Here is an 18986-nt window from a genome sequence, read left to right as displayed (position 1 = left end):
GAAACCAGATATGACCACCGTCGACATTGATCAGATGTTTGGGTGGCGCGTCTCGCCGGTTCGTGACGCCTTGCGCTAGTCAGCACCTACCGGGACAAGCGAACGATTCATGCGGGTCCCCCTTGAGTCCAGACCCCGGAGGGTGTGGGAAGCGCCGACCGGGGTCCTTCTATGTGGGACTACACGGACACAAGTACCCAGGTCGTGACGGAGGTTTGCCATATTGCGCCCCACGGGATGCGAGCGTGTGGCAAAAGGTCAAACCGGGTAACCGCAGATCAGAAGCGGTTCTAGAAGTGCCCCCGGTCAGACTCGAACTGACACTGGACGGGTTTTGAATCCGTTGCCTCTGCCAATTGGGCTACGGGGGCGCGTCGATGCCGTGGCCGCGCGAGGCGGCCGGTGGCACGAGGGACCACGGTAGTGGATCGGCGACCGCACGTGCCAACCGGTACTGTCCAGGGGAATCGGACCCCTGGTGATCGGGTCCGCCCCGGCATCGACCGGGCAGAACACCACGGAGGTCCTCCTGTGACATCAGCGTCGCCCACCGAACCCGCCCGTCCCACCGCACCCGAGCAGCGTGCGGCACGGAGCCGTCCGGCGCATCGGGTCCTGGTGGCCGAGGACGACTCGCTGATCCGGATGGATCTGATGGAGATGCTCCGCGAGGAGGGGTACGACGTCGTCGGCGAGGCACCGAACGGACAGGTCGCGGTCGAGCTCACCGAGTCGCTCCGTCCCGACCTCGTGATCATGGACATCAAGATGCCGGTCCGCGACGGGATCGACGCCGCTGCCGAGATCGCGCAGAAGCGCCTCGCTCCGGTCGTCATGCTCACCGCGTTCTCGCAACGCGATTTCGTCGAGAAGGCCCGCGACGCGGGAGCTCTCGCGTATCTCGTGAAGCCGTTCAGCAAGGCCGATCTCGTCCCCGCGATCGAGGTGGCGGTCAGTCGCTACACCGAGCTCACGACGCTCGAGGGCGAGATCGCCGACATGACCGAGCGTTTGGAGACACGCAAGCTCGTCGAGCGCGCCAAAGGATTGTTGATGAGCAGTCAATCATTAACGGAGCCCGAGGCGTTCACGTGGATCCAACGTGCGGCGATGGACCGCAGGACCACCATGAAAGCCGTCGCCGTGGTCGTCATCGAGACCCTCGACACCGCGGCCCAGGGGTAGACCGCCGGTTTTCGGCGAATGTTACTCACGGGCAACACGACCGCGCTAGCTTTACCGGACCGAGGAAGGTCCGGATGCTGATGCATGCCTCCTCGGCCGTCTTGTCGCAAGGAGAACATTTTGATGTCGGGTCGCCATCTCATGAGTGGTGCAGTGGTCGCAGCGGTGTCGGTCATGACACTGGCCGCGTGCAGCAGCAGTGACAGCGGGAGTTCCGGGGAGTCCTCGGGCGCACCGTCGGAGAGTGTGAGCATCGAGTCGACACCGGCACCCGCCGGCCTCGGACTCGCGCAGAAACTGAACTGCCCCACGGTCGAGAAGGCCACGCCGGGCCCGGTCAGCACCGCGGCACTCAAGGTCGGCACGCTCCTGCCCGCCACCGGCAGCCTCGCCTTCCTCGGTCCGCCGGAGTTCGCCGGCGTGAAGCTCGCGGTGAAGGACATCAACGACAACGGCGGCGTGCTGGGCAAGCCCGTGGAAGAGGTCACCGGCGACTCCGGCGACACCACCACCGACACCGCCAACGCCACGGTCGACCGCGAGATCGGAGCCGGTACGCAGGTCATCATCGGTGCCGCGTCGTCGTCGGTGTCGCTGAAGGTGATCGACAAGGTCGCCACCGCGGGCGTCGTCATGTTCTCCCCGGCCAACACCTCCGACCAGTTCACCTGCTACCGCGACAAGGGGCAGTACTTCCGCACCGCCCCCGCCGACACCCTGCAGGGACAGGCACTCGCGCAGACCATGGCGGCCGACGGCGTGCAGCGCGTGTCGGTGCTCGCGCTCAACGATCCCTACGGGACAGGGCTCGCGACCGAGGCGATCACCAACCTCGAGGCCGCAGGTATCCCGGCCGATCAGATCCAGAAGATCATCTACGACCCCAACGCGCAGTCGTTCAACGCCGAGGTCGACCAGGTGAAGAACTTCAACCCCGACGGGATCGCGGTCATCGGCTTCGACGAGAGCGCGAAGATCATCACCCGCATGCACGAGGTGGGCATCGGACCGACGGACGGCAAGTCGGTCTACGGCGTCGACGGCAACATGGGCAACGCCCTCGGCAAGGCCGTCGGTGCAGGTGTGCTCAAGGGCATGAAGGGCACGACGCCGCTCACCAACACCGGCGCCGAGTTCGAGCAGCGACTCAAGTCCGTCGACCCGTCGCTGATCGACTTCAACTACGGCGGTGAGAGCTACGACGCGACCGTCATCTCGGCTCTGGCTGCGGCACAGGCGAAGTCGACGAACGGACGGTCGATCGCCGCCCAGATCAACTCGGTCACCTCCGGTGGCGAGAAGTGCACCTCGTACAAGGCGTGCCTCGACCTGGTGAACCAGGGCCGCGACATCGACTACGACGGTGTCACCGGAACCCTCGACTTCAACGAGGCGGGTGAACCGTCGATCGGCTCCTACGGGATCCTCGAGTTCGACGGATCGAACAAGTTGCTCAGCCCCGTCCGCAAGTACGTGTCGGTCGCCGGCAAGTAACCCACGAACAGACGCGACCCCGCATCCCCGAGAGGGGGGTGCGGGGTCGCGTCGTCTCAGCGGGGCGGATGAGGCCAGGAGCCGAGAAGTGGTGTCCTCTCTTACTTCTCGGAGCTACCGGCCAACGTTCCCAGATAGAGTTCGATGATCTTCGGGTCGTTGCGCAGCCGCTCGCCGGTGTCGGTGTAGGCGTTGCGTCCCTGGTCGAGGACGTACCCGCGGTCGCAGATCTGCAGACAGCGGCGCGCGTTCTGCTCCACCAGGATGATCGACACACCGGTGGCGTTGATGGCCTTGCACCGGATGAAGACCTGATCCTGGAACATCGGCGACAGACCCGCCGACGGCTCGTCGAGCAGCAGTACCGACGGTTCCATCATGAGCGCACGGCCCATGGCCACCATCTGGCGCTCACCGCCCGACAGCGAACCCGCCTTGACCTTGCGTCGCTCGGACAGGAGGGGGAACAGGTCGGCCACCACGTCGAACCGTTCGGCGAACTTCTTGGGCCGCAGGTAGATCCCCATCTCGAGGTTCTCCTCGATCGTCAACGCGGGGAACACGTTCTGCGTCTGCGGGACGTACCCGACACCGGCCTGGACGAGGGTGTGCGCCTTGGCCGAGGTGATGTCGGTGTCGCGCAGGCGCACCGAGCCGTTGCGGATCGGGATCAACCCGAACAACGCCTTCAGCAGGGTCGACTTGCCCGCACCGTTGGGTCCGATGATGCCGACGATCTCACCGTCGTCGAGATAGAAATTGCACTCGGAGAGGATGTCGATGCCCGGCAGGTAGCCGGCGGTGATGTCGTCGGCGCGGATCAGGGCGTTGCCGGCACGTCGCTGGTGTTCGGCGGGTGTCGCGGCGAGTTGGGCCGGTGTCAGGTCAACCTTCTCGCTGGCGTTCCCGAGGCCGTCGGGCTCGCTCATGGCTTCTCCTCGGCGTCGTCGTGGGGTGTCGTGGCGTGTCGGGACGAGGTGACCGTGGGCGGGGGAGCGGAGAGGTCACCGCCCGCCTGCAGGGTCTCCTCGATCGCCTCGTCCACCTCGTGGGCGAGCACCGCGGTCTCGCCGACCGGATTGCCGTCGGCGTCGAACTCGAGCGCCTGGTCGTGGTGGCCGCCGAGGTAGGCGTCGACGACAGCCTCGTTGTCACCGAGCCGGTCGGGGAGGGACTCGGCGATGACGGTGCCCTGCGCCATCACCACCACCCAGTCGCTGATGTCGCGGATGACGTCCATGTCGTGTTCGACGAAGACGACTGTCATGCCGTCCTCGCGCAACGACTTGATGTGCTCCAGGAGACTCTGTGTCAGCGCGGGATTCACGCCGGCCATCGGCTCGTCGAGCATCACCACCTCGGGATCACACATGAGGGCCCGGGCCATCTCGAGGAGCTTGCGCTGGCCGCCGGAGAGGGATCCGGCGTAGTCGTTCGCCTTCTCCTCCAGACGGAATCGGCGCAACAGCGCGTGGGCCCGCTCGGTGATCTCGGCTTCCTGCTTGCTCCAGGTCCAGGGGGCCAGCGCGGCGAGGAAGTGTTCGCCGCGTTGGTGGCGGCCGCCGAGACGCACGTTGTCGAGCACCGACAACTTCGCCAGCGCGCGGGTCAGCTGGAACGTGCGGACCATGCCGCGGCGCGAGACCTGGTGCGGCACGAGCTTTCCCAGCGGGTCACCGTTGAGCGACCACGTACCGGTGTTGGGTTTGTCGAACCCGGTGATGAGGTTGAAGAACGTCGTCTTGCCCGCACCGTTGGGCCCGATCAGCCCGGTGATCGCGCCGCGCTGGATCTCCAGGTGGGCGACGTCGACGGCGGTGAGTCCGCCGAACTTCCGGGTGATGCCGTCGACGGTGATGATCGCGTCGGGTTTCGCGCTGCCGGGGCTGGGGTCGACCGCCGAGAAGATCTGTGCCCGTTCCTCGGCCGAGAGCGCGGTCAGTCGATTCGTCGCGATCGTCGACGTCGGTGGTGTCTGGGGTGTGGTGTCACTTGGCATCGAGCTGGACCTCCCGCTTGTTGCCGAGGATGCCCTGCGGACGGAACACCATCATCAGGGCGATGGCGAGGCCGAGGAGGACATAGCGGATCGCACCGACCTGTTGCTGGCTGAGGTCGAGGATCGGGTTGTCGCCCGAGGTGGCCTGGCGCAGCAGCACATCGGGGATCGAGAGCAGGAACCAGAACAGCATCGCGCCGAGGACCGGACCGAACACCGTCGCCGCGCCGCCGAGGATCAGTGCGCCGTAGGCGAAGAAGGTCTGTGCGGTCGAGTAGAAGTCGGGGTTGATCGATTGCGTCTGCAGTGCGTTGAAGACGCCGGCCAACCCGCCGATGCACCCGCCGAGCACGAGGGCCTGCATCTTGTAGAAGTAGGCGTTCTTGCCCACCGACCGTGCGGCGTCCTCGTCCTCGCGCACCGCCTTGAGCACACGTCCCCACGGGCTGCGCACCAACAGGAAGACGAACAGGCACAGCAGCGCCACCAGGATCCAGCCGATGACCATCGACCACAGGTCGCTGCCCTGGAACTTGATGCCGATGAACGAGTACTGCTTGCCGTTGTCGAACGGGCTCAGCGAGTAGAAGCCGTCGGCGTAGCCGAAGAGCCCGTTCGTCGACCCCGTGACGCTGTCGGTGGAGGTCGATCGGAATATCAGCCGCAGGATCTCCGACGCCGCGATGGTGACGATGGCGAGGTAGTCCGCGCGGAGGCGCAGGGTGGGCAGTCCGAGCACGAGGGCGAGGACGCCCGCGGCCACGACGCCGATGATCGACCCGGCCCACAACGGCAGGTCGTATTTCACCGACATGATGCCGACGCCGTATCCGCCGAGCAGCGCGAAGCCGATCTGCCCGAAGTTCAGCAGGCCCGTGTAGCCGAAGTGCAGGTTCAGCCCGATGGCGAGGAGTGCGTAGAAGATCGCCGAGGGTCCCACGAGCTGGGCGAGCGACGTCTGCAGAGCTGCGATGAGATCCATGTCGTCAGCCGATCCGTGCGCGGGATCCGAGGATGCCCTGGGGTCGTATGGCGAGGATGACGATCAGGACGACCAGACCGCCGATGTACTTCAGGTCGGGGTTGACCCAGTACGTCGAGAGCTGGACGAGGAGACCGACGATCACGCAGCCGAGGAGTGCGCCGTAGGCGGTACCCAGACCACCGAGGGTGATGCCGGCGAACATGAGCAGCAACAGCTTGAACCCCATCTCCCACTGGACCCGGCCCGACAGTTCCGACAGGGCGAACAGGACGCCGCCGAGGGTGGCCAGCGCGCCGGCGAGCGCCCAGACGAACAGGATGACGCGGTCGACGTCGATACCCGACGAGGCCGCGAGGTCCCGGTTGTCGGCGACCGCGCGCATCGCCTTGCCGATCCGTGTGCGCTGCAGCATGGTGGCCACGGCAACGAGCACCACCAGGCTGACGATGATGCAGAAGAGATTCACCGGGGTGATGGCGAAGGCACCCGAACCGATCTGGGTCTGGACCTGGTAGTCGGCGAAGGGCTCCGACCGGTCGGAGAAGAAGATGAGGATCAGGTAGCGCGCGACCAGCGACAACCCGATCGACACGACCAGCTGTGCGACCAACCCCGATCGTCGGCGCCTCAGCAGACGCCAGATGCCCAGCTCGTTGGCGACACCGATGCCCGCACCGATCACCACCGCGATGACGGTGGCGAGGATGAGGTTGAGACCCAGTTTCACGTTGATCGCCCAGGCGATGACCGCTCCGAGGGTCACGAGCTCGCCGTGCGCGAAGTTGGTCAGACCGGTCGTCCCGAAGATCAGGCTCAACCCGACGCCGGTGATCGCGATGATGAGGCCGAACCGCAGACCGTCGATGGCCAGTCGCGTCAGCTTCGACACCGCCGAGACCTCGGTGGAGGTGCGTTCGGCGCCGAAGGAGAAGATGACCGGCCGGTCGGTGCCCGCGGTCAGCACCACCGGGATCGACCGCGTCTTCTCCTGTACGGAGATGCCCTTGGGCAGCGTGGACTCGTCGATGGAGACCACGTAGTTGCCCGGGGGCAGACTGATCGACCAGGCGCCGGTGGCGCTCGACGTCGCCGTGCCCACCGTGGCCCCGCCGGTGTCCTTCGCCGTGACCGTCACGTCGGCCACGCGCTCGGTCCCGTTGCGCAGGTTGCCGAAGATGCGGACGTCACCGGGGGCGGCCGACGCCGTCGACGCCAGCGTCGAGGCCAGGATCATCGACGCGAACGCGGTCACGAGGATCGTTGCGCACCATCGGATCACCGCGGTTCCCCGTGGATGTCGCGGCCTCGCGGGTTCCCGCGAAACAATGCCGTGCATCGGGCCGTCCACCTCCACAGATGTTCTTCTCCGGCGCAACGCGACCCGGGCGCGGCGTTGTTCACCGTGAGTTGGGACTCTAGTGCCCGGACGGACACCCGGCCGGGTGAAGCGCATTCCCGATCGACATGTCGCAGGTCGTCGCCGCGTGTCCGACCGGCTCTCTAGAGTGGTTCGGTGTGAGCCCTACCGGAACCACCGCAGCCAAGACCGCCACGACCGGGTCTCCGACCCTCATGCTCCTCGACGGTCATTCCCTGGCCTATCGGGCGTTCTTCGCCCTTCCGGCGGAGAACTTCAAGACCGCGTCGGGCCAGACCACCAACGCCGTGTACGGGTTCACCTCGATGCTCATCAACCTCCTGCGCGACGAGCAGCCCTCCCACATCGCCGCCGCGTTCGACGTGTCCCGTCAGACGTTCCGGGCGGAGATGTTCCCCGAGTACAAGGCACAGCGCAGCAAGTCGCCCGACGAGTTCAACGGCCAGGTCGATCTGACCAAGGACGTCCTCGCGGCGATGGGCATCCCGGTGATGGCCATCGAGGGCTACGAGGCCGACGACATCATCGCGACCCTCACCACGCAGGCCCGCGCGCAGGACTTCCGGGTGCTCGTCGTCACCGGCGACCGCGATTCACTGCAGCTCGTCGACGATCACACCACCGTGCTCTACCCCAAGCGCGGGGTGTCGGAACTGACCCGGTTCACCCCCGAGGAGGTCGACAAGAAATACGGCCTCACCCCGGCCCAGTACCCGGATTACGCTGCGCTGCGCGGGGATCCGAGTGACAACCTGCCCGGCATCCCCGGGGTCGGGGAGAAGACCGCCGCGAAGTGGATCCGGGAGTACGGATCACTCGAGGCGTTGGTGCACAACGTCGACGCGGTGAAGGGGAAGGTCGGCGACGCCCTCCGCGAGCACCTGGCCTCGGTCCTCATGAACCGGCGCCTGACCGAACTGGTCCGCGACATGGACCTGCCCACCGCGCCCGAGGATCTCGCGCTGCAACCCTGGGATCGTGAACGGATCCATCAGTTGTTCGACGATCTCGAGTTCCGTGTCCTCCGCGATCGCATCTTCACCACCCTGAGCTCGGTGGAACCCGAGGCCGAGGCCGGGTTCGAGGTGCGCGGACAGGTGCTGGCCTCCGGAACGGTGCGGGAGTGGCTCGACGCCCATGCCCGTACCGGGCGCACCGCGCTGTCGGTGGTCGGACCCGCCCGGGTATACGGCTCCGACACCGATGCGATCGCGTTCGCTGCCGAGGACGGGGAGGCCGCCTGGCTCGACACGGCGATCGCCGACGCCGACGACGAGGCGGCACTGGCGGAATGGTTGGCCGACCCGACGTGCGCCAAGGCGATCCACGAGGCGAAGTGGGCCATCCACGCGCTGCGTGGCCGCGGATGGGCGATCGCCGGGATCACCAGCGACACCTCGCTGGCGGCCTATCTGGTGCGGCCCGGGCAGCGCTCGTTCAACCTCGACGATCTCGCCCTGCGCTATCTGCGACGGGAACTGCGCGCGGACGACGTCGCCGACGAGGGCCAGATGTCGTTGCTCGACGAGGAGGGGGCCGACGACAGCCGTCGTGCCGAACAGGAGATGATCGCCGCCCAGGCGGTGCACGAGTTGGCGGCCACGCTCGACGGCGAACTCACCGACATCGATTCTCTCGCCCTGCTCACCGAGATGGAGCTGCCGCTGCTGGTGGTGCTCGCCGACATCGAGGCCGCGGGCATCGCCGTGGACTCCGGTCATCTCGGTGACCTCGAGTCGCGGTTCGCAGACCGGATCCGGTCCGCTGCCGACCAGGCCTACGAGGTGATCGGTGAACAGATCAACCTCGGTTCGCCGAAACAGTTGCAGGCCGTGCTGTTCGACAAACTCGAGATGCCCAAGACCAAGCGCACCAAGACCGGGTACACCACCGACGCCGACGCCTTGCAGTCGTTGTTCGACAAGACCGAGCACCCCTTCCTCGCTCACCTCCTCGAACACCGCGACGCGACCCGGCTCAAGGTCACCGTCGACGGACTGTTGAAGTCGGTCTCCGACGACGGCCGGATCCACACGACGTTCAATCAGACGATCGCCGCGACCGGCCGGTTGTCGTCGACCGAACCGAACCTGCAGAACATCCCGGTACGGACCGACGCCGGCCGCGACATCCGCAAGGGATTCGTGGTCGGGGAGGCGCCCGGCCGGCGGTTCGAGTCGCTGATGACCGCCGACTACAGCCAGATCGAGATGCGCATCATGGCGCACCTGTCCGCCGACGCCGGACTCATCGAGGCGTTCAACACCGGGGAGGACCTGCACAGTTTCGTCGGGTCGCGGGCGTTCGGTGTCCCGATCGACGAGGTTACCGCGGACATGCGCCGTCGCGTGAAGGCGATGTCGTACGGACTCGCCTACGGTCTCAGCGCTTTCGGCCTGTCAGCGCAGCTGAAGATCAGCACGACCGAGGCGAAGGAGCAGATGGAGGCGTACTTCTCCCGGTTCGGCGGCGTGCGCGACTACCTGCACGAGACCGTCGAGGAGGCGCGTCGCAACGAGTACACCTCCACGCTGTTCGGTCGCCGGCGCTATCTCCCCGATCTCAACAGCGACAACCGGCAGCGTCGCGACGTCGCCGAGCGTGCCGCGCTCAACGCTCCGATCCAGGGCACGGCCGCCGACATCATCAAGGTGGCGATGATCAACGTGCAGAACGCCTTACGTGCCGCGGAGATGGATTCGCGGATGCTGTTGCAGGTGCACGACGAACTCGTCTTCGAGGTCGCCGACGGCGAGCATGATCAGCTCGAGGAGATGGTGCGCGCGAAGATGGGGTCGGCGATCGAATTGTCGGTGCCGCTCGATGTCTCGGTCGGTTTCGGTACGTCGTGGGACGAGGCGGCGCACTGAGCGCTGCCGCGTTACCTTCGGGGTAATCGACTCACGGGTGTCGATGTCGCGATGATGAAGACATCGACATCGACATCGACACCGGAGGCGAGGCGATCGGCGTGGCAGCACTGGCGAATTCAGCATTTCCCACCAGCGCACCCCGTTGGTTACGTGTGGTCATCCTCGGTGACAAGAACCTGTCGGCGTTCTACGTGGGTGCTGCGTTCACGTTCGCCCCGCTGCTGATCGCGTTCGATCCGTGGCGTCCGCTGGTGATCGTCGCCTGGACCCTCATCGCCACCGCGGGCCTCTGGCTGGGGATCCTGGGGATTCTCATGGCCGCGGGGCTGGCTCTGGTCCTGCGGGCGGGCGACGAGATGCCGGATTCCTACTGGGACTCGGTGCTCACACGCCCCGGCGCGACACGCGGGATCGGTGGCGCGATCACCTCCCGCGACCCCGTCAGACGCCGATGAGTACGACGTCCTCACGGGCGTCGCCGTCCCACCGACGCAACCCGGTGACGGTCGCGGTGACCGCCGCGCCCTGACCCGCGTCGTCGGCGACCGCGATGCATCGGCCGAGCTGGTCGTCGGGAACCCGCCGTGCCACCGTGAGATGCGGTGTCCAGTGATCCGGGGTGCAGTGGTCGACGACGCCCCCGTCGACGAACGGCGCCGCGAGGTCGTGGAGGTCGCGGTGGAGTGCGAGCAACTCCCGGCTCGCGACGACGAGCCGGGCCACCGTCGACCGACGCCCCCGGAAGACCACTGTCGCACCGACGTCCACCGACAGGGGGAATCGGTCCTCGAGCCCGCGTACCTCGGCGTCGACACCGGTGTCGACGCGCGCGGCCGCGATCAGGGTGATGTGCGGACGGTTCGAGTTGGACCGGTGTGCGCCCTGACTCGGCAGGTCGTCGGCGAGCAGCGCCGCCCACATCCGTCGCACCATGGCGTCGGAGTCGGGATCGAGGAGCAGTTCGATGGAATGGGCCATCCTTCGGAGTATCCGCGCTGTGGTCACTCACCACTCGAACACGGTCGGGGTCGTCTACTGTCACGAGAGGCGACGACCCGACCACGCGTCGCCATGGATCTCGAGGGGAACGACCTGTGCGACGACCACGTCTGATCACCACCATCGCCGCGACCGCCCTGGTGGCGCTCACGGCCGCCGGCTGTACCAACAGCGAGGGCACGTCCGGGACGGCACCGTCCGCCGGCGCCTCGAGCATCGCCGTGTCGAAGAACGACGCGCTGGCCGCGCAGCTCCCGGACAAGATCAAGTCCTCGGGTCGACTGGTGGTCGGCGTCAATGTTCCCTACTCGCCCAACGAGTTCAAGGATCCCAGCGGCAAGATCGTCGGCTTCGACGTCGATCTCGTGAACGCGATCGCGAAAACCCTCGGCGTGACGGCCGAGTACAAGGAATCGGACTTCGCGAAGATCATCCCCGCCGTCCAGCAGGGCACCTACGACATGGGCATGTCGTCGTTCACCGACTCGAAAGAGCGTGAGCAGCAGGTGGATTTCGTCACCTACTACAGCGCGGGTGTCCAGTGGGCGGCGCCGGCGGGCAAATCGGTCGATCCGAACAACGCGTGCGGCCTACGGGTGGCGGTGCAGTCCGACACCACCGAGGACACCGACGAGGTCCCGGCGAAGAGCAAGGCGTGCACCGACGCGGGCAAGCCCGCCATCGACAAGGTGAAGTTCGACAGCCAGGCCGACGCGACCAATGCCGTCGTGCTGGGCAAGGTCGATGCGATGTCGGCCGACTCCCCGGTGACCGCGTACGCCATCAAGCAGTCGGGTGGGAAGCTGGCCACCGCCGGTGCGGTCTTCGACTCCGCCCCGTACGGCTACCCGGTGGCCAAGGGGTCCCCGCTCGGGCCGGTGCTCCAGAAGGCCGTGCAGAGCCTGATCGACAGCGGCGCCTACCTCGAGATCACGAAGTCGTGGGGTGTGCAGGCCGGGGCGATCCCGACCGCGGTGATCAACGGCGCGATCAACTGACCGCGCCGTCTGTCTGACGATCTCGATGTCTTCCCCCGAACCCACGGCGACCACCACCGCCGACCCGGCCCCCATCAAGGCCATCCCGGTCCGCAAACCCGGACAGATCATCGCGGCCGTCGTCGTCCTGATTCTGGTGGTGCTGTTCGTCTACGGCGCCGCGACCAACCCGGCCTACGGGTGGTCCACCTACGGCAAGTACCTGTTCGACACCAGGATCCTGTCCGGTGTCGGTTACACGTTGGCGCTCACGGTGCTCGCCATGATCATCGGCGTCGTGCTCGGCGCGCTGCTCGCGGTGATGCGGCTGTCGCCGAACCGGGTGTTGCGCTCGGTGGGATGGGTGTACCTGTGGATCTTCCGCGGCACGCCGGTCTACGTGCAGCTGGTGTTCTGGGGTCTGTTCCCGTCGATCTACAAGACCATCGACCTCGGCATCCCGTTCACCGTCCAGTTCGCGCACTTCGACATCCAGGATCTCAACGCGGCGTTCACGTTCGCGATGATCGGCCTCGCGCTCAACGAATCGGCGTACATGGCAGAGATCGTGCGCGCCGGCATCCTGTCGGTCGGTGAGGGGCAGACCGAGGCGTCGAAGGCGCTCGGCATGAGTTGGGGACAGACCATGTGGCGCACGGTGTTGCCGCAGGCGATGCGCGTGATCATCCCGCCGACCGGGAACGAGGTGATCAGCATGCTCAAGACGACGACGCTGGTCACGGCCGTGCCCTACAGCGCCGAACTCTACGGACGCGCCAACGACATCGCGGGCGTCAACTTCCAGCCCATCCCGCTGCTGTTGGTCGCCTCCACGTGGTACCTCGCGGTGACCAGCGTGTTGATGGTCGGCCAGTTCTACGTCGAGCGGTACTACTCGCGCGGTTCCAGCCGGGTGCTCACCGGAAAGCAGTTGGAGGCGCTCGCCAGCGCACAGTCCTTGGGAGGACGCGGCCAATGACCCCGATGGTCCGGGCCGAACAGGTCTGCAAGAACTTCGGCGCCCTCGAGGTCCTCAAGGGCATCTCGCTCGACGTCGACCCCGGTGAGGTGATGTGCATCGTCGGTCCGTCCGGCTCCGGCAAGTCGACGTTCCTGCGCTGCGTGAACCACCTCGAGTCGGTGAACGCCGGACGGCTCTACGTCGACGGCGAGCTCATCGGGTACCGCGAGGCCAACGGCAAGCTCTACGAGCTGAGCCCCAAACAGGCCGCGCATCAGCGCCGCGACATCGGGATGGTGTTCCAGCACTTCAACCTCTTCGGTCACCGCACCGCGCTGAACAACATCATCGAGGCGCCGATCCGTGTGAAAGGCGTGTCGAAGAAGGCCGCCGTCGCCCGCGCCGAGGACCTCTTGAACCAGGTCGGACTGTCCGACAAGGCCACCGCCTACCCGGCCCAGTTGTCGGGTGGGCAGCAGCAGCGTCTGGCGATCGCCCGCGCCCTCGCGATGGACCCGAAGCTCATGCTCTTCGACGAGCCCACCTCGGCACTCGACCCGGAATTGGTCGGCGAGGTGCTCACCGTGATGCGCACCCTCGCCGGCGAGGGGATGACGATGATCGTCGTCACCCACGAGATGGGCTTCGCCCGTGAGGTCGCCGACAAGCTGGTCTTCATGGACGGTGGTCGCATCGTCGAGAGCGGCGTGCCCAGCGAGGTGTTGTCGAACCCGAAACAGGAACGCACACAGGCGTTCCTGTCCCGGATTCTCTGATCGCCTCAGGCGGGCACCACGTCGAGGAAGCCGCTCACCCGATGGATCCTGCCGGTGCCGTCGACCTCGACCACGTCGAATCCGACGGCGATCGGCTCGGCGTCGCGGTCGGCGGCCAGTTCCCACGTGAATCGCGCGAGGTCGTGGTGGGCGTCGAACACGCGTCCCCGCCGGAAGGTGAGACCCGCGAACTGGCGTTGCGCACCGGCGACGAGCTCGTCGAACTCGCCGCGGCCGCGGGCGGTGGCCAGCGGGTCGACATAGCGTCCGTCGCCCGCGAAGAGGGTGTCGATCTTCTCGCGCCGCGCGGCCGGGTCGGTGTCGTTCCAGATGTCGAGGTAGCGATCGACGAGGCCGTCGAGGTCGACGGTGTCGGTGTGGCCGTTCATGGTGGGTCCCTTCGTTGTCGGACGATCCGATTCGGTCAGTGTCGGCGCGGTGTTGCGCCCCAGTCGATTACCCTCGAGGTAATGGTCGCGGCGACATCGGATCGCCTAGTGTCGGCGCATGGTGGTCCACAGTGCGTCTCGCGTCGTCGACGGGCCGGCGGTCGGGGAGTTGCTACGGCAGTGGCGCACCAGCCGACGACGCAGCCAGCTCGACCTCGCGATCGACGCGGGGATCTCCAGCAGGCACGTCAGTTTCATCGAGACCGGTCGATCACAGCCGACGGCCGCGATGATCCTGCGGATCGCCGAGAGTCTCGATGTGCCTCTGCGCGAACGTAATCAATTGCTGCTGGCCGGGGGATACGCGCCGGCCTACGGCGAACGCGATCTCGAGGCCCCCGCGCTGGCCACCGTCCGCGACGCCCTCCGACGCGTGCTCACCGCGCACATGCCGTTCCCCGCGTTGATCCTCGACCGGCATTTCGACGTGGTGGAGGCGAATGCGGCCGTCGCCTCGATCGTGGAGGGGTGTTCGCTCGAACTGCTCACCCCGCCGATCAACGTCATCCGTCTCGGTCTCCACCCGGATGGTCTGGCCCCGCGGATCACCGACCTCGGCCCGTGGCGCGAACACCTGCTGTCCCAGCTGACCCGCCGGGCGCACCGAACGGGCGACCGCCGGCTGACCGAATTGCTCGACGAGGTCCGCGGTTATCCGCGCCCCGACACCGCCGTCGAGAGCCCCGCGGGCGTGGCGGTGGAGCTGCGACTCCGCCACAGCCTCGGCGACCTGACGTTCCTGTCCATGGCCGCCTCGGTGCAGACCGCGCTCGACGTGACCGTCGACGAACTGACCCTGGAGTTGTTCCACCCGGCCGACGACGCCACACGCACCCTGATGGCATCCCTGTGATGGGCGGTCAGGCGGGTCTGGTGCAGCAGAAGATCGCGGTGCCGGGGAAGTACTGACCGCGGAGCGGGCTCCACTGCCCCCACTCCTGCTCGAGCCACTCCGGCCACTCCGGTTCGACGATGTCGTCGAGCACCAACCCCGCCGCCCGGATCTCGCGGACGCGGTCACCGATGGTCCGGTGGTGTTCGACGTAGGTCACCGTCCCGTCGTCGTCGACCTCGACGTACGGCGACCGGTCGAAGTACGGGATGGCGACGGTGAGGCCGACCGGACCGGGGTCGTCGGGGAAGATCCAGCGCACCGGATGGTTGACGGCGAAGACCCACCGACCCCCGGGCCGCAGGACCCGGGCGACCTCGGCCATCACCCGCGCGGAATCGGCCACGAAGGGCACGGCGCCGAACGCCGAGCACGCGATGTCGAAGGAGGCGTCGGCGAAGGGGAGGTTCTCCGCACCCGCCTGCACCAGCGATGGCCCGCCCGATCCCGGTGTGACCGTGCCGCTGCGCAGCATCGCCGCCGACACGTCGAGACCGACCACCCGCGCGCCCTGACCGACCAGCCATCGCGCACACGGGGCCGACCCGCAACCGACCTCGAGGACATCGCACCCGGAGACGTCGCCGAGCAGTCCGGCGTCACCTTCGTGCAGCCCTTCGGGACACCACACGAACTCGCCCTCGGGGGAGTCGGCACCGAGAAAGCGGCCGTGCTCGGCGTGATAGCTCGCGGCGTCGGAGTCCCACCACCGTCGGTTGGCGTCCTCACTGGCGGCCGAGTCGGGCCGAACACGTGTGGTCGGTCTGTTCACCTGCACACCCGGACAATGCGTCGTGGCGATGCCGGAAGGGGGCGTGTCGGAGGGCGATCGAGGCCATTTGCCCAGGACACAGCGCCTGGCGTAGCCTGAGTCACGCGCGTGCCCACGCCCGCGTGGGAAGTCATGTCCTCATCGGACCACAACCCGCACGATCACCCCTACTACGACACTGTCCGGAGCAACCCAACATATGCCGTCCACCATCATCTCGCCGCAAGTTGCCATCAACGACATTGGCACTGCCGAGGATTTCCTCGCCGCAATCGACGCCACGATCAAGTACTTCAACGATGGCGACATCGTCGAGGGAACCATCGTCAAGGTCGACCGCGACGAGGTCCTGCTAGACATCGGGTACAAGACCGAGGGCGTCATCCCCTCGCGTGAGCTGTCCATCAAGCACGACGTCGACCCCAACGAGGTCGTCAACGTCGGCGATGCTGTCGAAGCCCTCGTCCTCACCAAGGAGGACAAGGAAGGTCGGCTGATCCTCTCCAAGAAGCGCGCGCAGTACGAGCGTGCCTGGGGAACGATCGAGGAGCTCAAGGAGAAGGACGAGGCCGTCAAGGGCACCGTCATCGAGGTCGTCAAGGGTGGTCTCATCCTCGACATCGGTCTGCGTGGCTTCCTCCCGGCGTCGCTGGTGGAGATGCGTCGCGTGCGCGATCTGCAGCCGTACATCGGCAAGGAGATCGAGGCCAAGATCATCGAGCTCGACAAGAACCGCAACAACGTGGTCCTGTCGCGCCGTGCATGGCTCGAGCAGACCCAGTCCGAGGTCCGCAGCGAGTTCCTGCACCAGCTGGCCAAGGGTCAGGTCCGCAAGGGCGTCGTGTCGTCCATCGTCAACTTCGGTGCGTTCGTCGATCTCGGCGGCGTCGACGGTCTGGTGCACGTCTCCGAGCTGTCGTGGAAGCACATCGACCACCCGTCCGAGGTCGTCGCCGTCGGTGACGAGGTCACCGTCGAGGTGCTCGACGTCGATCTCGACCGCGAGCGTGTGTCGTTGTCGCTCAAGGCGACCCAGGAAGATCCGTGGCGTCAGTTCGCCCGGACCCACGCGATCGGTCAGATCGTGCCCGGCAAGGTCACCAAGCTGGTCCCGTTCGGTGCGTTCGTCCGCGTGGAAGAGGGCATCGAGGGCCTCGTGCACATCTCGGAGCTGGCCGAGCGCCACGTCGAGGTGCCCGACCAGGTCGTCGCGGTCAACGACGACGCGATGGTCAAGGTCATCGACATCGACCTCGAGCGTCGTCGCATCTCGCTGAGCCTCAAGCAGGCCAACGAGGACTACACCGAGGAGTTCGACCCCTCGAAGTACGGCATGGCCGACAGCTACGACGAGCAGGGGAACTACATCTTCCCCGAGGGCTTCGACCCCGACACCAACGAGTGGCTCGAGGGCTTCGAGAAGCAGCGTGAGGCCTGGGAGCAGCGGTACGCCGAGGCCGAGCGTCGCCACAAGATGCACACCGCCCAGATCGAGAAGTTCGCCAAGGCAGCGGAAGAGGCGGCCAACGCCCCGACCGACTACTCGTCGGAGTCGGCCTCGGCCGGCCCGTCGGAGGGTGGCTCCTCCTCGACCGGTGCAGCCGCGCCGGCACGGGGTGGTTCGCTCGCCAGCGACGAGCAGCTCGCAGCACTGCGCGAGAAGCTGTCCGGCAACGCCTGATCGCTGATCGCACGTCTCGGCCGTGGGCCCTTCCTCATCACGAGGAGGGGCCCACGGTCGTCTGCACGGTCGAACCGGTCTGCGATGGGCAATGCTGATCGCCGCTGGTTCGACCCTCGACCTCATGTCGGTGACCCGTGTCACATCGACGCCGTCGAGGTGGCGAACGCGACTGGTCGGACGCCGCCAACCGTGCCATCGAGCGTTGAAAACGTCAGATCCTGTGTGACAGTGTTCTTCCCGGCGCACGCGTGACGTGGTGACACCACGACCCTCGGCAGGCGACCGTCGAGAGGATGAGGTGGCGACGCTGTGAACATGGTGAGCCGGTTCCAGGTACGGCAGATCATCGTCCTGGTGGTCGTGGCGACCCTTTTCGGCGTCGTGCTGGCGGTGAAGTACGCCCGCATCGACAACCTCGTCGGAGTCGGGATCTACACCGTGAACGCTGACTTCCGAGACTCCGGCGGGATCTTCACCAACGCCGAGGTCACCTACCAGGGTGTCCCGGTCGGTCGCGTCGGGTCGCTGCAGTTGCGTCCCGACGGCGTCCGTGTCGCGTTGAACCTCGATTCGGGTGGACCGAAGGTGCCGGCGACCGCGCAGGCGGTGGTGGCCAACCGGTCGGCGATCGGTGAGCAGTACGTCGATCTGCGTCCCTCGAGTGTCGGTGGCCCGTATCTGAAGGACGGGTCGGTCATCTCCGACACGTCGATCCCGACCCCAGTACAGGACGTGCTGGCCTCGGCGGTCGACTTCACCGATTCGGTGCCGCTGAGCGATCTGAACACGGTGATCACCGAGCTCGGCAAGGCGTTCAACGGCAACGGTGAGAACCTGCGGGTGCTGGTGGACTCCTTGGCGAACCTGTCGAAGTCGGGAAACGACAATCTCCCGGCGACGATCTCGTTGATCCGCAACAGCGACACGGTGTTGTCGACGCAGGCCGATCAGTCCGACGCGATCCTGGACTGGTCGAAGAATCTGGGCCTGGTGACCGCGCAGCTCGCGACGAGCGATCCCGACCTGCGTCGCCTGCTGACCACGGGACAGACCAGCGCCACACAGATCGCGGCCCTCATCGAGCGCAGCGGCGGCGATCTGACCTCGGTGCTGCGCAACCTCGCCACCGACGTCCGCAACATCCGCGGCACGTTCCCGCTCGTGGGGCCGGCGATCAACATGCTGTCCTCCCTGTCGAGTGGCAGTTACTCCACCGCCCCGGGCGACGGGACGATTCGTTTCGGGACCGTGTTGGAGACCAACAACCCACCCGACTGCACCGTCGGATACGAGGGAACGCAGGCGATCATCGCCGCCGAGAAGCGCAAGAACCCGAACTTCGACATCGACTACGACGACTTCGCGTTCAATCGCGACGCACGATGTGCTGTGGCGCAGGGGAATCCGACCGACGTCCGGGGTGCCCAGAACGCACGATTCGCCGATCCCGGCGTCGCCCAGCCCTGGGATCGCATTCCCAAGAAGGACCCCGACAAGCTCAACCTGAACCCGCTCGCCACCCAGCTGTCCTACCTGCTCGGCGTGACGTCCCGGTAGCTCGC

General features: G+C 66.6%; 17 protein-coding genes and 1 tRNA gene. 10 read left to right on the top strand and 8 right to left on the bottom strand.

Annotated elements, in window-relative coordinates:
• Positions 1-297 precede the first annotated feature (297 nt).
• A tRNA-Leu gene (locus ASG12_RS11795) sits at positions 298-371 on the bottom strand.
• 244 nt (positions 372-615) lie between these two features.
• On the opposite strand from ASG12_RS11795, the gene ASG12_RS11790 reads away from it, so the two are divergent.
• Positions 616-1185, top strand: a complete 570-nt coding sequence (locus ASG12_RS11790; RefSeq protein WP_235456946.1) for an ANTAR domain-containing response regulator — start codon at positions 616-618, stop codon at positions 1183-1185.
• A gap of 123 nt (positions 1186-1308) precedes the next feature.
• Entirely contained in the window at positions 1309-2679 is a 1371-nt protein-coding gene (locus ASG12_RS11785) for an ABC transporter substrate-binding protein (RefSeq protein WP_045823024.1), read from the top strand.
• Positions 2680-2780: 101 nt separating this feature from the next.
• On the opposite strand, the gene ASG12_RS11780 is transcribed toward ASG12_RS11785, so the two are convergent.
• From ASG12_RS11780 to ASG12_RS11765, 4 genes are read right to left on the bottom strand one after another with little or no spacing between them, the layout of a single operon-like run.
• Positions 2781-3608, bottom strand: a complete 828-nt coding sequence (locus tag ASG12_RS11780; RefSeq protein WP_055789706.1) for an ABC transporter ATP-binding protein — start codon at positions 3606-3608, stop codon at positions 2781-2783.
• Positions 3605-4678, bottom strand: coding sequence for an ABC transporter ATP-binding protein (locus tag ASG12_RS11775; RefSeq protein WP_055789704.1), 1074 nt, complete (start codon positions 4676-4678; stop codon positions 3605-3607). The genes ASG12_RS11780 and ASG12_RS11775 overlap by 4 nt, the downstream gene beginning before the upstream one ends.
• Positions 4668-5660, bottom strand: a complete 993-nt coding sequence (locus ASG12_RS11770) for a branched-chain amino acid ABC transporter permease (RefSeq protein ID WP_055789701.1) — start codon at positions 5658-5660, stop codon at positions 4668-4670. The genes ASG12_RS11775 and ASG12_RS11770 overlap by 11 nt, the downstream gene beginning before the upstream one ends.
• A 4-nt stretch (positions 5661-5664) precedes the next feature.
• On the bottom strand, positions 5665-6897 hold the full coding sequence (locus ASG12_RS11765; RefSeq protein ID WP_235456943.1) for a branched-chain amino acid ABC transporter permease: 1233 nt from the start codon (positions 6895-6897) through the stop codon (positions 5665-5667).
• A gap of 338 nt (positions 6898-7235) precedes the next feature.
• Here ASG12_RS11765 and polA point away from each other — a divergent pair, with 338 nt between their 5' ends.
• Positions 7236-9911, top strand: coding sequence for a DNA polymerase I (gene polA, locus ASG12_RS11760; RefSeq protein ID WP_235456941.1), 2676 nt, complete (start codon positions 7236-7238; stop codon positions 9909-9911).
• Between the two features lie 101 nt (positions 9912-10012).
• The gene (locus ASG12_RS11755) at positions 10013-10369 is read left to right on the top strand and encodes a hypothetical protein (protein ID WP_235456686.1); all 357 of its coding nucleotides are present in this window, start codon (positions 10013-10015) and stop codon (positions 10367-10369) included.
• On the opposite strand, the gene ASG12_RS11750 is transcribed toward ASG12_RS11755, so the two are convergent.
• On the bottom strand, positions 10356-10892 hold the full coding sequence (locus ASG12_RS11750) for a 2'-5' RNA ligase family protein (RefSeq protein ID WP_055789695.1): 537 nt from the start codon (positions 10890-10892) through the stop codon (positions 10356-10358). The two genes, ASG12_RS11755 and ASG12_RS11750, sit on opposite strands and share 14 nt — an antisense overlap.
• Positions 10893-11008: 116 nt before the next feature.
• Between ASG12_RS11750 and ASG12_RS11745 the strand changes: the two genes are divergently transcribed.
• From ASG12_RS11745 to ASG12_RS11735, 3 genes are read left to right on the top strand one after another with little or no spacing between them, the layout of a single operon-like run.
• Positions 11009-11911 (top strand): ABC transporter substrate-binding protein, encoded by a 903-nt coding sequence (locus ASG12_RS11745; protein WP_055789693.1) that lies wholly within the window; start codon positions 11009-11011, stop codon positions 11909-11911.
• A 25-nt stretch (positions 11912-11936) separates the two neighbouring features.
• Positions 11937-12869, top strand: coding sequence for an amino acid ABC transporter permease (locus ASG12_RS11740; RefSeq protein ID WP_055789690.1), 933 nt, complete (start codon positions 11937-11939; stop codon positions 12867-12869).
• Positions 12866-13627 carry an amino acid ABC transporter ATP-binding protein gene (locus tag ASG12_RS11735; protein WP_082501926.1) on the top strand — a complete coding sequence of 254 codons (762 nt, stop codon included), beginning with the start codon at positions 12866-12868 and terminating at the stop codon, positions 13625-13627. Before ASG12_RS11740 ends, ASG12_RS11735 begins: the two co-directional genes overlap by 4 nt.
• A 5-nt stretch (positions 13628-13632) precedes the next feature.
• Here the strand turns inward: ASG12_RS11735 and ASG12_RS11730 are convergent, their stop codons facing one another.
• Entirely contained in the window at positions 13633-14016 is a 384-nt protein-coding gene (locus ASG12_RS11730; RefSeq protein ID WP_055789684.1) for a nuclear transport factor 2 family protein, read from the bottom strand.
• A gap of 118 nt (positions 14017-14134) precedes the next feature.
• On the opposite strand from ASG12_RS11730, the gene ASG12_RS11725 reads away from it, so the two are divergent.
• Complete coding sequence (locus tag ASG12_RS11725; protein WP_055789683.1) at positions 14135-14929, top strand: helix-turn-helix domain-containing protein; 795 nt, start codon at positions 14135-14137, stop codon at positions 14927-14929.
• A 7-nt stretch (positions 14930-14936) separates the two neighbouring features.
• On the opposite strand, the gene ASG12_RS11720 is transcribed toward ASG12_RS11725, so the two are convergent.
• Positions 14937-15740: a class I SAM-dependent methyltransferase gene (locus ASG12_RS11720; RefSeq protein ID WP_082501997.1), complete on the bottom strand. Its 804-nt coding sequence runs from the start codon at positions 15738-15740 to the stop codon at positions 14937-14939.
• A 199-nt stretch (positions 15741-15939) separates the two neighbouring features.
• On the opposite strand from ASG12_RS11720, the gene rpsA reads away from it, so the two are divergent.
• Positions 15940-17421, top strand: a complete 1482-nt coding sequence (rpsA, locus tag ASG12_RS11715) for a 30S ribosomal protein S1 (protein WP_045823014.1) — start codon at positions 15940-15942, stop codon at positions 17419-17421.
• A gap of 318 nt (positions 17422-17739) precedes the next feature.
• Positions 17740-18981, top strand: a complete 1242-nt coding sequence (locus tag ASG12_RS11710; RefSeq protein WP_055790727.1) for an MCE family protein — start codon at positions 17740-17742, stop codon at positions 18979-18981.
• Positions 18982-18986: the final 5 nt, after the last annotated feature.

It is taken from the genome of Williamsia sp. Leaf354 (assembly GCF_001424365.1).
GTDB lineage: Bacteria > Actinomycetota > Actinomycetes > Mycobacteriales > Mycobacteriaceae > Williamsia_A.
This window is presented reverse-complemented; position numbering and strand designations above follow the sequence as displayed.